Source organism: Mucilaginibacter sp. Bleaf8 (assembly GCF_018390515.1).
Lineage (GTDB): Bacteria > Bacteroidota > Bacteroidia > Sphingobacteriales > Sphingobacteriaceae > Mucilaginibacter.
Genome location: NZ_JAHBBK010000001.1, coordinates 201,431 through 214,771 on the forward strand (window position 1 = coordinate 201,431; position 13,341 = coordinate 214,771).

12 protein-coding genes are annotated in these 13,341 nt (G+C 45.2%); 2 read left to right on the top strand and 10 right to left on the bottom strand.

The genetic code is table 11. From position 1 onward, the window contains the following. Positions 1–7: 7 nt before the first annotated feature. Genes KHS38_RS00825 through KHS38_RS00835 form a run of 3 tightly spaced genes read right to left on the bottom strand, consistent with a single transcriptional unit; the run spans position 8 to position 4,694 of the window. Positions 8–3,007, bottom strand: a complete 3,000-nt coding sequence (locus tag KHS38_RS00825; protein ID WP_249665237.1) for a SusC/RagA family TonB-linked outer membrane protein — start codon at positions 3,005–3,007, stop codon at positions 8–10. 39 nt (positions 3,008–3,046) lie between these two features. Next, positions 3,047–4,096 carry a FecR family protein gene (locus tag KHS38_RS00830; RefSeq protein WP_213486122.1) on the bottom strand — a complete coding sequence of 350 codons (1,050 nt, stop codon included), beginning with the start codon at positions 4,094–4,096 and terminating at the stop codon, positions 3,047–3,049. Between the two features lie 40 nt (positions 4,097–4,136). Further along, positions 4,137–4,694, bottom strand: a complete 558-nt coding sequence (locus KHS38_RS00835; protein ID WP_213486124.1) for a sigma-70 family RNA polymerase sigma factor — start codon at positions 4,692–4,694, stop codon at positions 4,137–4,139. A gap of 252 nt (positions 4,695–4,946) precedes the next feature. Between KHS38_RS00835 and KHS38_RS00840 the strand changes: the two genes are divergently transcribed. Together KHS38_RS00840 and KHS38_RS00845 are read left to right on the top strand one after the other, a co-directional pair. Beyond that, positions 4,947–5,351, top strand: a complete 405-nt coding sequence (locus KHS38_RS00840; RefSeq protein ID WP_213486126.1) for a hypothetical protein — start codon at positions 4,947–4,949, stop codon at positions 5,349–5,351. 165 nt (positions 5,352–5,516) lie between these two features. Beyond that, entirely contained in the window at positions 5,517–6,350 is an 834-nt protein-coding gene (locus KHS38_RS00845; RefSeq protein ID WP_213486128.1) for a CE1 family esterase, read from the top strand. 28 nt (positions 6,351–6,378) lie between these two features. Here the strand turns inward: KHS38_RS00845 and thiD are convergent, their stop codons facing one another. The 7 genes from thiD to thiC are packed head-to-tail and all read right to left on the bottom strand — an operon-like array spanning position 6,379 to position 13,334. Beyond that, positions 6,379–7,218: a bifunctional hydroxymethylpyrimidine kinase/phosphomethylpyrimidine kinase gene (gene thiD / locus KHS38_RS00850; protein WP_213486130.1), complete on the bottom strand. Its 840-nt coding sequence runs from the start codon at positions 7,216–7,218 to the stop codon at positions 6,379–6,381. Positions 7,219–7,222: 4 nt separating this feature from the next. Next, on the bottom strand, positions 7,223–8,281 hold the full coding sequence (gene moeB / locus KHS38_RS00855; RefSeq protein ID WP_213486131.1) for a HesA/MoeB/ThiF family protein: 1,059 nt from the start codon (positions 8,279–8,281) through the stop codon (positions 7,223–7,225). Between the two features lie 13 nt (positions 8,282–8,294). Then, complete coding sequence (thiH, locus tag KHS38_RS00860; protein ID WP_213486132.1) at positions 8,295–9,407, bottom strand: 2-iminoacetate synthase ThiH; 1,113 nt, start codon at positions 9,405–9,407, stop codon at positions 8,295–8,297. Beyond that, positions 9,400–10,167: a thiazole synthase gene (locus tag KHS38_RS00865; protein ID WP_213486133.1), complete on the bottom strand. Its 768-nt coding sequence runs from the start codon at positions 10,165–10,167 to the stop codon at positions 9,400–9,402. The genes thiH and KHS38_RS00865 overlap by 8 nt, the downstream gene beginning before the upstream one ends. Positions 10,168–10,179: 12 nt before the next feature. After that, positions 10,180–10,836 (bottom strand): thiamine phosphate synthase, encoded by a 657-nt coding sequence (locus KHS38_RS00870; RefSeq protein ID WP_213486134.1) that lies wholly within the window; start codon positions 10,834–10,836, stop codon positions 10,180–10,182. A gap of 11 nt (positions 10,837–10,847) precedes the next feature. Next, positions 10,848–11,447: a thiamine phosphate synthase gene (locus tag KHS38_RS00875; RefSeq protein WP_213486135.1), complete on the bottom strand. Its 600-nt coding sequence runs from the start codon at positions 11,445–11,447 to the stop codon at positions 10,848–10,850. Between the two features lie 3 nt (positions 11,448–11,450). Beyond that, positions 11,451–13,334 (bottom strand): phosphomethylpyrimidine synthase ThiC, encoded by a 1,884-nt coding sequence (thiC, locus tag KHS38_RS00880; protein ID WP_213486137.1) that lies wholly within the window; start codon positions 13,332–13,334, stop codon positions 11,451–11,453. Between the last annotated feature and the right edge of the window lie 7 nt (positions 13,335–13,341).

The following is a 13,341-nucleotide window of genomic DNA, read 5'->3' on the forward strand; positions in this document are numbered from 1 at the left end:
TATGCTTTTAGAAGGTTACGTTTAAGCCTAATAAGAATGAGCGTGTTTTTGGGTAAAAATTATTATTATCAATACCCGGTGTTAAGCCTCCCATATTAATTTCAGGATCAATACCGCGGTATTTGGTAATTACAAAAAGGTTGTTACCTGTGGCATAAACCCTTAGGCGGTTTATAGCTTTGTTTTTGATTAGAAAGTTATAGCCCAGTGTTGCGTTATCTAAGCGTAAATAAGAGCCGCTTTCGAGGTAGCGATCAGATAGCAAGTATGCATTATTATCTGTGGGCGATTCATCCAGTGTAAATTTGGGTATGTTCACATTGGTAGCATCCAGTGGGCTGTTTAAATTGGCCAGTGTAGCATTTAAAATTTTATTACCAGCTACGCCCCTTACAAAGAAGCTCAAATCAAAGTTCTTGTATGTAAAGGTATTATTCCAACTGTAAAGCAATTTTGGCTGGGCATTGCCTGCAACCATAAAATCATTAGAGCTTGGGGCTGTAGTTAATGTTCCATCCGGTTTGCGTATTTGCGTTACGCCCTGCGCATTTTTGCCGCCATATTGCCAAATGTTGAATGTGCCGATAGGCGAACCCTCTTTTACAATTTGCGATGAGTTGGCCGATTGGCCCTTGCCGCCCAGGTAAGCTGTGTATACATAAGGTAGTGTAAACCTGTCATTCGATAATGACTCTACATTGTTTTTATTATGGGCCAGGATGATGGTACTGGTCCATTTTAATTTTGAGCCGGTTAGCGGGCGCACAGTTAAGGTGGCCTCAATGCCTTTGTTACTGATTTTACCGGCGTTAGCTGTAAGCGTATTCACAAAATACTGCGTGGTTGATACCGGGTAGGTCCAGATGAGGTCGGATGTTCTTTTATCGTAAACATCCAAAGAGCCGCTTAAAATGTTCTTGAATAATGCAAAGTCAATACCGATGTTCAACTGACTGGTACTTTCCCACTTTAAGTCGGCATTTTCGTTTTGTGATGGGCCGATGGCGTTGATGTAGTTGCCGTTGTTGTAAAATCGCCCGGTTGTGTTATATAAAAATATCCGCGTAAAAGGATTAAAGCCGAGGCTATTACCTGATATGCCATAACCCGCCCGTAGTTTCAAATCATCCACAAAATGCACATTTTGCATAAAGCTTTCACGACTGATGTTCCAGCCGGCCGATACCGACGGGAAATAGCCCCAGCGGTTGTTGGCGCCAAAGGCCGAGGAACCATCGCGGCGCAGGGATGCCTGGAACAGGTATTTACCGCCATAATTGTAATTGGCACGACCGTAAAACGAAATGAGGCGTAGGGTGGAGATGGTTACAGTTTGGTTATAATCAACCACTGTTCCTGCCGGCGGGTCGCCCAGCCCGAGGTTATTGTTGCCTAATGCATCGGTAACAAAGTTGCGGTTAGTGGCCTGAAAACCGTCATTCAAGCGATCTTCCTGCCAGGAGTAGCCCGCAAGTAATTTGATATCGTGGCGGCCAAAAGTTTTATCGTAATTAAAGAAAGATTCAATTATTGTGCGCGTATTGGTATAGGTGTTACGGATGGCGTAACCATTAAAGTTTTGGGCCAAGCCCGAAAAGCGGTTGTAATAAGTATTGTTATTAGTTTGTTCATCCTGGTACGAAGCACTAAGAGTGTACTTTAATCCGGGCAGCAGGTTAGCTTCCGCCATGGCGTTGCCCAAAAAAGTTTTGGTTTTGCTTTTTAAGGTGTTGTTATCAATCAACGATACCGGGTTCAGATAGTTCCGGGTTCTTGAAAAATCTTCTGTATAACTTCCATTGGGCTGCTTTACATTAACGGCAGGCAGGTAAGTCAGCATGTTCTGGTATACCAGATCGGCCACATTTTGCCGATCAGTGATGCTGTTTACCGCCGAAACATTAAGGCGCAGCTTGTTCTCAAAAAACTTTTGATCCACGTTGGCACGCAGAATAAAACGCTCTAAAGACGAGGTTTTGATAATGCCCTGATTGTTCAGGTAGTTTAAACTTACGTTATAAGCCGTTTGGTTGCTGTTGCCGTTGAAAGACAGGTTATGGTTTTGTGAAACACTGGTGCGGGTTACTTCTTTTTGCCAGTCAGTATTAGCGCCTGCGTTATTATCAGTCGGGTTCAGGCTGCGGTTGTTTGCCTGTAGGTAGCTACGCAATTCATCGCCTGATAACATTTCAATGCGTTTAGATACTTCCTCAGCAGCGCCATAAACGCTGTAGCTCAAATGTGACTGCCCCGGTTTAGCACGACGGGTGGTTACCATGATAACACCATTGGCTGCTCTCGAACCATATATAGCGGTTGATGCCGCGTCCTTCAATACGTCAATGCTCATAATATCGTCTGGTGCAAGCAGGTCAATCGAAGCACCCGGTACGCCATCAATTACATAAAATGGTTGCTGTGCGCCATCGCGCAGGGTAGAAGGGCCGCGCAAAATGGCGGTACCTGCATCGTTAGGGTTACCGCTACGGGTTACGTTTAATCCTGCTACTTTACCTTGCAGTAACTGTGCTGGTGAGCTAATTACCCCCCGGTTAAAATCTTCAGCCTGTACGGAGGAGATAGCGCCTGTTACCTCAGCCTTGCTTGAGCGGCCGTAACCGGTTACAACTACTTGCGATAGGGCCGTTGCACTTTCTTTCAATATTACGGATACAGAAATCTTACTATCTGCAGAAGCCTGATAACCAGTAAGGGTTTTGGTAACGAAACCCATGTAGGAGAAAGTGAAATTGTAAGAGCCACCTGATTGCAGGTTGTTCAAGGTGAATATCCCGCTGCCGCTGGTAATGGTATTAACCGCCTTGCCGGTTTGGGTGTTCTCGGCCTTAACGGTTACACCGGCGAGGGGCGTTCCGGTAGTGTCTTTAACAATACCGGTTGCCGATTGCGTTTGCGCCTGTACTGCTAATGTACCTAGCAGCAGGGCGCAAAGCATAGCCATGGTACGGATACACTTTTGTAAATAATTTTCGTTGATTTTTAACATGATTTGTGTTGGGTTGAGTTTGTATTTACTTAGGTGATTTTAATTTTTTGAAATAATGTAAGTGCTGTCTTTCAAAGTGTAACGAAGCTTGTTTAAGGAGGTGATGGTGTTTAGTATGTTGGAAACCTGTTCGGTTCGGGTGTTGAATTCGCCGGTGAAGTAATACTTTTTCAAACTGGTTTGCGCTTTGATACGCACCATGTATACCTGCTGTAGCTTGGCTATTACTAAAGGGAGTTGCTGATTGGTAAAAGTTACCGTATCTCCTCTGATTAGCATGCTACCTTCAATGGCAGGCTTTGGTGACTCTGAAGGTTTTGTGCTGAATGATGCGATTTCGAGCGTATGCTTATGCTGGTCAAAAACAAGTTCTTTACCCGGTAATAAAAATGCAGGATTAGTGTCCGGGTGGTTGTATTGTGCAACTCTAACTTTTCCGCTCAGTAAGCGAACCTTGGTACGGGTGCTGCCCGGCCATGCAGTGATTTTAAAAACTGTACCCAACGCTGTGGTAGCCAGTGGGCCGGCATAAACGGTAAACGGCCTGGTTTTATCCTTGGCAACATAAAATTTAGCAACACCATTTAAATAGATATCCCGTGTTTTAGCCTTGAACGGCAGGGTATAGCGTATGTCGGATTTTGGAGCTAAGGCAATCCTCGAACCATCATCCATACGCAGGTAAAGGGTTTGCCTGCTTGGATTAACAGTATGCTGCCATACTTTAGTTGGGTTATGTACAATGGTTGGCTGCGTAGTTACTGGTGACGGCTGCAAGTATCTGTACATAAATATGGTAGCGATAGCTAATGCAATACATGCAGCAATGCCACTTATCCATACGCGGTTCAATGTGAAGACTTTTACTGCTGGTACATGCTCTATCCGTTGCAGAATGTTTTTCAGGATAGCATCGGAGCGCTCTTGTGGAAGGTTTTTATAATGAGTGAATTTTTTCCATTCCTGCTCTTTCAGGTGTTCATCTAAAACTTCAGGATGTTTACTAAGATACTCGTGAACCTGTTCTGCTTCTTCGGGTGAGCATTCCCGGTTCAAATATCTTTTTATAAGCTCATCTGTAGGCTGCATATACTTACAATACGCGCCATACAGCAGTAGCCCCTAATGGTTAACAATTACTTAATATCGCTTGGCTTACGCAGAGGAAGGAAAGGGATAGCAGTGTTGAATTACGCAGCTCCTTGATCGCTAAACTAATATGATTTTCTACCGTTTTAGTTGAGATGGAAAGCATCTCTGCAATTTCGACATTAGATAGATGATTGAACCGGCTAAGCTTAAAAACCATTTTGCGCATGGGCGGCAGTAGCTCAATAGCATTGGTAACATGCTTTAGCGTGTCGCGGTCGGCAAACTGGTCGGTAGGGTTATTTGCAGTGGTATGTTCAATCCGGTTCAGGTAAGTGTTCCGGATTACATCTTTCCTGAGCTCATCAATCATAGTTGTACGGGCAATTCTGAAAATCTGAATATCCAATGCATATTCCTCTGCCAGCGATGCCCTGTTATTCCAAAGCTTAATAAAAGTAAGCTGCACAACTTCTTCGGCAATGTAAGCAGATGATGTTTTTTTTAAGATATAAGCATACAATTTAGGATGGTACTGATAGTACACTATTTTGAACGTAGTTAAACATCCGTCCTTAATTGCGCTGATGTATTCCATGTTCCGCAAAGGTTCGGCTTTGCTATTACCTGAAATTTTAAATACCGTTAGTTAATTGTTAAGAAAATGTTTGTTGGCTGCATCTCCGAGATCTTATAAATCATCGTTGAAAATTTACTTTTCTGTAATACTTACGTCTATCATTACGTAGTGTTGTTATGGAGATGCGTTCGTGCCAACTTATAAAACAATTAACGGAAGCCGAAGTTACACAGCATGACAATTTAGCTTTTAAACACACATAACTATAACATGAAGAAACTTAATCAGTACGCATTTAAACTGGGCGCTTTAAGCCTGACGCTGTTTTCCTTAGCGGCATGTCAAACCACTAAACAGGGCAACATCACGAAAGACTCAACCGCAACCACCGTTGTACCGCAAGAAAGCAAACAGCCGGATGGCAATGCGAGTCAAACCAAATATGCGGTTACCGCAACCGGAACAATCGGAGAAATTACCCCTGGGAAAGATGGTTATATGGCTGAACTGAAAGCTGATGATGGAAACAGCTATATGACTACTTTAAGCGTTATGCGCCTGGAAAAAAAGTACATTCAGTTCAAAACTGGCGACCGGGTGCGGGTTGCTGGCGATACGATTCACCTGGAAAATAAAGTGAATATATTAGTTAAAGAAGCACAGAAGCTGAATTAAGCTATTGCACATCAATAGCGAATTTGTAATTGAAGAATATGAAAGCCCCAGTATAATTCAGGGGCTTTCTTGTTTTAAAATCAATGTGCATAGGTATTACGGTCTTTTATAAAGGTAAACTGTAGCAAGTTTTTTAAATAAGCTTTATCCTCTACCTTTGTGGCTATGCAGCTAATGGAGCACTTGTTGGTATATGGTTTGGATCGGCAATATTTGATTTACATACCGGATTCGGTTGATAAAACTGAGAAAGTGCCTGTAATAATTTCACTGCATGGTACATTGGGAAGTGCCGAGCAGATGATGGGTTTCGCCGATTTCAGACCATTGGCTGATCGGGACCAGTTCTTAATTGTTTGCCCTGAAGGTATCACGCAAACTTGGAATGACGGCCGGGCTACCAAAGCCAATAAAGCAGGTATTGATGATGTTTCGTTTATCGATCAGCTAATTAGTCATCTGATCAAGAAATATCCTGTTGATGAGCGCTGCATTTATGTTACCGGTATGTCTAACGGTGGCTTTATGGCTTCGCGGCTTGCCTGCGAAATACCGGAGCGCATAGCAGCCATTGCCGCTGTTGCCGCCACACTGGATAAAGCATCGTACATAAGGCCCGAACAAAGTATGCCTGTTTTGTACATACATGGTACTAAAGACAATATAGTGCCATTTGCAGGCGGCCCAACCAAGGCTGCCGGCGGAAATGTATTTGGCCACGAGGAGTTGCTACACCTATGGGTCAATGTAAATAATTGTGTAGATGAACCTAAAGTTACTGAGATAGGCGATAGAGCAGGTGATGGTACGAAAATCATCAAACACGAATATATCAACCCAGATAACGTCGTTAAGGTGATCGGTTATACCGTGGTAAACGGAGGACATACCTGGCCGGGCCGACCGCAATATGCACCCGTAAACTTTGTGGGCATGGTATCCAACAACTTAAATGCCTGCGAAGAAATCTGGCGCTTTTTTAAGCAATACTCACGCTAAGCCAACTAATAGACTTAGGATGACTTGCTTAAGACAGATTAACTTTAATTGCTGGTTCCGGCGCAAAAAAGTGGTTTAGTGGGCCGTTCCCTTCACCGGTTTTAACCGCTTTTCCATGCGCTATGGCATTGTTTACATAAGTGCCGGCTTGTTCAATGGCTTGTATTAAGCCCAATCCGCGGGCAAGGTATGCGGTTATGGCAGATGACAATGTACAACCCGTTCCGTGTGTGCTTACTGATGCTATATAGTCAGACTCAAATTGCTGCCGGTAACCGCTTTCATCAACATATACATTGTATAATTTATTGCCTGTTAAATGGCCGCCTTTAAGTAATACTGCTTTGCATCCACTTTTTAATATTCTTGAAGCTGCACTATACATGTCGGCTAAATTAGCTACAGGTAATCCGGTAAGCATAGCAGCTTCGGGCAGGTTAGGCGTAAGGAGTGTAGCCAGCGGGAATAACTCCTGTTGTAAGATTCCAACCGCTTCTTCATTCATTAACTTATATCCGCTTGAAGCTACACTGACAGGGTCAAGTATGACAGGTGTACCGGGGTAGGACTTTAACAGGCGGGCTACAGCCCGGATTGTTTCCGCATTAGGTAACATACCTATCTTAATTGCTTTTGGCTTAATGTCATTTATAACGGCGGCAATTTGACCTGCAACAATCTCTGCCGGTACCGGGTGAATAGCGCTTACACCCAACGTGTTTTGCACGGTAATCGCAGTTATTGCTGATGTGCCATAGCAGCCTAAGGCAGCAAAAGTTTTCATGTCGGCTTGTATGCCGGCACCGCCGCCACTGTCTGATCCGGCTATGGTGAGTACTGGTAAATATTGATGTAGTAACGATGTCATCCGGTTAAACTGTATGTTGCCTGATACCATTCGATAAACTGTACATTTCGGCTTTTAAAAGTGGTGTCAGCAGATGGATAGCCATCTTGCTGCGCTGGCCGGTTTCGCATATGAAAATCAGCTTTTTGTTAGTGGGCAGGCTTTGAAACTTTTCCGGGAGTTCGTACAGTGGAACGTTGATGCCGCCTATATTGAAATTCTCAAACTCGTAGTTTTCGCGTACGTCCACAAGGATTATTTGTTCTGGTACGCTCACTCGCCATGCATCCAGTTGCTTCATATCAATTTCCTGAAAGTGTTTGGCTATGTCAACCGCTTTTGTGACAGGTATAGGTTGTGCCTGCGTTCGGGCAAACTTAAACGTTCTAACGGAACTGTCCAGCGCATCAACGGTTAATAGCTTTCCGGATAGTACATCGCCTATGCCGCAAATAACTTTGATTGCCTCATTAGCCATAAAGGTGCCTACCATGCCAGGCAATACGCCAATTACACCAATCTCTGCGCAATTAGGTACTTCGCCAGCGCCGGGTGGTTCTGGAAAAAGGTCGCGGTAATTCGGGCCGTTCTGACAGTTGAATACCGATACTTGCCCCTCGAACTTGAAGATAGAACCAAATACTAATGGCTTATTCAATGCTACACAAGTATCATTTACCAGGTAGCGGGTAGGGAAGTTGTCCGAACCATCTATTACCAAATCATATCGTTTTATAATTTCGCTGATATTGTGTTCGGTTAGGCGTTCTGTACAGGCGGTTATTTGTACGTATGAGTTAAGCAACTGCAGCTTTTCTTTTGCCACAATGGCCTTATTGCTGCCAACATCGTTAACCGAATATAATATTTGCCTATGCAAATTACTTATATCGACCACGTCATCATCAATAATACCTATGGTGCCAACACCAGCTGCAACCAGGTACTGTAAAACAGGGCATCCCAAACCACCGGCGCCCACCATTAGCACTTTGGCTTGCTTTAATTTTTGCTGCCCGTCCAATCCTAATTCTGGTAATATCACTTGACGGCTGTACCTTTTCAGTTCTTCTTTTTCAAACATCGGTTATCAATTATCAGGTCAAACAACTGTCCCAGTCTTTCCAAACCGGCTCATACCCTTGGGACTGAATAACGCGGGCAATCTCAGTGGGGCTTCGCTCATCCGATATCTCAAATTGTTCTAACGATTCGGGTTCAACCGCATAACCGCCCGGATTGGTTTTCGACCCGGCACTCATCGAAGTTATGCCCAGCTTTACAATATGGTTCCTAAAGCTGGGCGACTCGCGTGTGGAGATGGACAATTCTACTTCTTCATTAAAAATACGGTAGGCGCAAATCAACTGCACCAGCTCCCGGTCATTCATCTCCACCTTAGGCTCCAACCCGCCGCTAAAAGGGCGTAACCGCGGAAAGGACAGACTGTATTTGCTTTGCCAGTATTTCTTTTCCAGGTAATTCAGGTGCAATGCTGTAAAGAGTGAGTCGGTACGCCAATCTTCCAGGCCAATTAGCACCCCTAAACCCATTTTATGTATGCCTGCTTGCCCTAACCGGTCGGGCGTTTCCAACCGGTATTGAAAATTCGATTTTTTGCCCTTTGGATGATGCTTTTTATAATCGTCCTGATGATAGGTTTCCTGGTAAACCAGCACCGTGTTTAAACCATAAGGCGTTAGTTCCTGATAATCTTCCAAATCAAGCGGCTGTACTTCCATGGATATATGGGCGAAGTGTGGCCGTATCAGCTCCAGTACTTTCTTAAAATAATCTACATGTACAGTCTGGTTGGCTTCGCCGGTAACCAGCAGCACATGATCATAGCCCATATCTTTAATTACCGCAACTTCCTGCATAATTTCGATGGGCGAAAGTGTTTTTCGCCGCAGTTTGTTATCATAGCTAAAGCCACAGTAGGTGCAGATATTGTTGCACTCGTTGGATAGATAAAGCGGTACATACATTTGTATCACCTTGCCAAAGCGCTTCAATGTCAACTGCTGACTTAACTGTGCCATTTGCTCCAGGTAAGGTGCGGCAGCCGGAGATACAAGCGCTTTAAAATCTTCAAGCGTGCGCTTCCTGGCAGATAAGGCTTTCAACACATCGTCGCTGGTTTTAGCGTAGATGCTTTGTTTCGTCTCATCCCAATTGTAGGTTTCGAAAAGGTTGGTAAAGCTATTCATCCAAAAAAGAAGTTAGCGGGCTGCTGGCAACCGCATGTGATACTGCTTTTGCTAATTTAGCTTCAAAGGCCATCCGGCCGGCTTCAACAGCCAGCTTAAAAGCGGCAGCCATTTGCACCGGGTTGGTTGATACGGCTATGGCTGTGTTTACCAGCACAGCATCGGCGCCGATCTCCATCGCTTTGGCCGCATCGGACGGTGAACCTATACCTGCATCCACCACTACTGGCACGTTACTTTGGTCAATGATGATCTCCAAAAAGTCGATTGTTTTTAACCCTTTATTACTGCCAATGGGAGAGCCCAGCGGCATAACTGCCGAGGTGCCGGCATCTTCCAGCCGTTTACATAATACGGGGTCGGCATGAATGTAAGGTAGCACGATGAATCCAAGTTTAGCCAGCTCCTCTGTAGCTTTCAGGGTTTCGATAGGGTCGGGCATCAGGTATTTGGGATCGGGATGTATTTCCAGCTTGATCCAGTTCGTCTCCAACGCTTCACGGGCCAGTTGTGCTGCAAATATGGCTTCCCGGGCGTTGCGCACGCCAGAGGTGTTGGGCAATAAATTAATATGCGTGTGTTTAAGATGACTCAAAATATCATCTGTATCGTTGTTTTTTACATCAACCCGTTTTAAAGCTACGGTCACCAACTCAGACCCTGAAGCCAGCAATGCATCTTCCATAAGGGCAGATGAACTGAATTTGCCGGTTCCGGTAAACAGGCGGGAGTGGAAAGTAGTGTCTGCTATCTGAAACATGACTTTGATAGATTAAAGATTAACAGTAGAATCTGCCTGATGGCTAATACTTAAGTGTTCATAGATGCTTTTTACCACAGCAGCGCGATCTATAGCATGGGTAATGGCACCCGATACGGCTACGCCATATACACCAGTTTGAATAATAAGCGGAACATCATCTGCTTCTATACCACCAATAGCGATGATGGGTGTTTGGATGCCAGCCTGCCTGGCTTGCACCATAATTGCATCATAACCCTCCAAGCCCAAAACTGGACTCAGTTTCTTTTTGGTTGTGGTGAAACGATATGGCCCCAAGCCTATGTAATCCACACCTTCGGCTACGCGCTGAGTCACGTGATTAAACGTATTGGCGGTGCCGCCAATAATTAATTGGTCGCCAACAATGGAACGGGCCAGGCTGATAGGCATGTCATCCAATCCTAAATGTACGCCGTAGGCCCCGGCTTTAAGCGCTATTTCGGGATGGTCATTAATGATAAGCCTGGCATTATAGGCCTTACACAGCGCCGCTGCTTCGGTAGCGAAGGCTAAAATATCAGCTGCCGATTCATCTTTTACCCGCAGTTGTACCCATTGGCAGCCGGCTATCAAAGCGTTTTGTATGGCTGTGAGATGTGAGCCATCTTTAGCAGGTTGTGAAATATAATGAAGTCTGTCAATCATGTGTTTTGTTATTAATCAGGTATGCTGGCCTGTAACTGTTCAAAAGTTTGTATAGCTTTTTCCGGATGGTTCCAGATAGCTCCCAATACTGCGGCTCCATTAAAGCCCATCACTTTTACTGTTAGCAGATGGTGATGCTGTACGCCGCCTAAGGCAATTACCTGCGGACCTGCCGGTTTGTTATTCAACTGAAAGTCCGGCCTCATACTACTTCGGTATCCCGGCTTGGATAAGCTATCGAACACCGGTCCTATAAAAACATAGTCGAAAGCTGTAAGCGAAGGAATAAGCTGAGCATCGTGTATCGATGTGCTCAGCTTATAACCGTTTTTTTGTTGTGATTTCAGCGCACTTGCCGTTGTTTGCATGCGCATTTGCTCTGTGTAATGCAGCCGCGTTATGCCATACGTTGGTGCCAATGCGTGATGCTGATGCAATCCAATACGGTCATAAAAAACAGGATTGATTCCGTTAAGCAATGCACATGTTTCCGCGATGCTGTTACCGGGCTTACGCAAATGAAAGCGTGTTAACCCTGCATTAAACAGGCTATTTATTATAGCCGCTTCCCCGGCAATGTTATCCGCGCTCGAAATCACAATCAATTGCATGGCTTACAGATATAGTTCGCTGCCCTTGGCCGCAAATTCTTTTGACTTGGCTTCCATACCTTTCAGTAAGGCGTCTTCGCCATCCAGACCGTTATCTTTGGCGTAGTCGCGCACATCCTGCGTAATTTTCATGGAGCAGAAATTTGGTCCGCACATGGAGCAGAAGTGCGCTACTTTGGCGCCATCTGCCGGCAGGGTTTCGTCGTGAAACTCGCGTGCCGTATCCGGGTCAAGCGCCAGGTTAAACTGGTCTTCCCACCTGAATTCAAAACGCGCTTTACTCAAAGCATTGTCGCGGTATTGCGCTCCCGGGTGGCCTTTGGCCAGGTCGGCGGCATGTGCTGCAATTTTATAGGTTATTACACCATCTTTAACGTCTTTCTTGTTGGGTAAGCCTAAATGTTCTTTCGGTGTAACGTAGCAAAGCATGGCTGTGCCAAACCAGCCGATCATAGCTGCGCCAATGGCCGATGTGATATGATCATAACCCGGAGCAATATCGGTAGTAAGTGGGCCTAAAGTATAAAAAGGAGCTTCGGCGCAATGCTTTAATTGCTTGTCCATGTTTTCCTTAATCATGTGCATGGGTATGTGGCCGGGGCCTTCGATAATCGTTTGTACATCGTGTTTCCATGCAATTTTAGTAAGTTCGCCCAAGGTTTCCAGTTCCGAAAATTGTGCCGCGTCGTTGGCATCGGCAATACTGCCGGGGCGTAAGCCATCGCCCAAAGAAAAGGCTACGTCATAAGCTTTCATAATCTCGCATATTTCCTCAAAATGCGTATATAAAAAGTTTTCTTTATGATGTGCCAAACACCATTTAGCCATAATAGAGCCGCCTCGTGATACAATACCCGTTACCCTTTTAGCGGTTAACGGAATGTAACGCAACAGCACGCCGGCGTGGATTGTAAAGTAATCTACACCTTGCTCGGCCTGCTCAATCAACGTATCCCGGAACAATTCCCAGGTCAGGTCTTCGGCTTTGCCGTTAACTTTTTCCAGCGCCTGGTATATAGGCACGGTACCAATTGGCACAGGTGAGTTACGTATAATCCATTCGCGGGTTTCGTGAATGTTTTTACCGGTGGATAAATCCATAATAGTATCAGCACCCCAGCGGCAGGCCCATACGGCTTTTTCAACTTCCTCCTCAATGCTCGAGGTAACGGCTGAGTTGCCAATGTTGGCGTTGATTTTTACCAGGAAGTTGCGCCCGATAATCATCGGTTCACTTTCGGGGTGATTGATATTGGACGGAATTACAGCACGACCGGCTGCCACTTCATCTCTTACAAATTCGGGCGTTATATACCCCTTGGGGGTATTGGCACCAAAGCTATGCCCGGCGTGTTGCTGTCCAAGCGTTGCGTATTGTCCGTTCAGTTGCTCCCTCAGCAAATCAATGCGTTGGTTTTCGCGAATGGCAATGTATTCCATTTCAGGCGTAATGATTCCTTTTTTGGCATAGTGCAGTTGCGAAACGTTCATGCCTGGTTTGGCCCGGTAGGGTGCACTTTGATGGGCGAAGCGTAAATGATCTAAACCTACATCATTCAGCCGCTGGCGACCATAGTCGGATGATATAAGGTCGAGTTGCTCTACATCGCCACGCTCCGTAATCCAGCTCTCGCGCAGGCGGGGCAGGCCTTTTTTTACGTCTATTTCAGCGTTTGGATCGGTATACGGACCGCTGGTGTCATAAACAGTTACCGGTGCATTGGGCTCCGTTTCGCCGAAGCGGCCATGCAGTTTGGTGTCGCTCAACGCTATTTCGCGCATGGCTACGCTGATAGGATGCAATTGCCCTTTTACATAAATTTTACGTGATCCGGGAAACGGGGTAGTGGTGATAACTTGTTCCGTAGGAATTTTTTCTGTTTTCATGATGGCG